This is a genomic window from Massilia frigida, assembly GCF_011682175.1.
In the GTDB taxonomy this organism is placed as follows: domain Bacteria; phylum Pseudomonadota; class Gammaproteobacteria; order Burkholderiales; family Burkholderiaceae_D; genus Telluria_A; species Telluria_A frigida.
In genome coordinates this window covers 1-735 of record NZ_WHJG01000154.1, presented here as the reverse complement: position 1 = coordinate 735, position 735 = coordinate 1, and the positions used below count along the sequence as shown (strand labels likewise).

General features: G+C 48.7%; 2 tRNA genes and 2 rRNA genes. All 4 read right to left on the bottom strand.

From position 1 onward, the window contains the following. Positions 1-110 (bottom strand): 23S ribosomal RNA (locus F2P44_RS34460); the annotation flags it as partial. 246 nt (positions 111-356) lie between these two features. Next, positions 357-432 (bottom strand) — tRNA-Ala (locus F2P44_RS34455). A 21-nt stretch (positions 433-453) separates the two neighbouring features. Continuing rightward, positions 454-530 (bottom strand) — tRNA-Ile (locus tag F2P44_RS34450). Positions 531-620: 90 nt separating this feature from the next. Further along, positions 621-735 (bottom strand): 16S ribosomal RNA (locus tag F2P44_RS34445); the annotation flags it as partial.

Here is a 735-nt window from a genome sequence, read left to right as displayed (position 1 = left end):
CTGCGGATCAAAGCTTGTTTGCTAGCTCCCCGCAGCTTATCGCAAGCTACTACGTCCTTCGTCGCCTGTAATCGCCAAGGCATCCACCATGTGCACTTATTCGCTTGTCCCTATAACGTTAGCCTCTTAGTGTTGCCACCAAAAGAGCGTTACAGAGATAAGAAAGTACAGCGTTGTTGCTTTGTTTTGATACATACAATCACTACCCATCGAACCGTCTGTCGACGATTCGATTAAAACTTTACTTCTTCCAGATTGTTAAAGAACGAAACAGCTTTTAATCTCTGAAAGATCAAACCTAAACCCAGGCGCCGATTGCGCTGACTTACGTTTGTACTTTCAAGAGTTAAGTAGAGTGGTGGAGGATGACGGGATCGAACCGACGACCCCCTGCTTGCAAAGCAGGTGCTCTCCCAGCTGAGCTAATCCCCCAAGGTATATCTAAAGACATACTGGTAGGGCTGGTTGGACTCGAACCAACGACCCCCGCGTTATCAACACGGTGCTCTAACCAGCTGAGCTACAGCCCCGACTTGGACACTGCTACTGTTTCTTCTAAATTCAACAGTCGATAAGAGTGGACGCTTAATAAATTGGCTCTATAGCCGGTGCAACTCTAGAAAGGAGGTGATCCAGCCGCACCTTCCGATACGGCTACCTTGTTACGACTTCACCCCAGTCACGAATCCTACCGTGGTAAGCGCCCCCCTTGCGGTTAAGCTACCTACTTCTGGT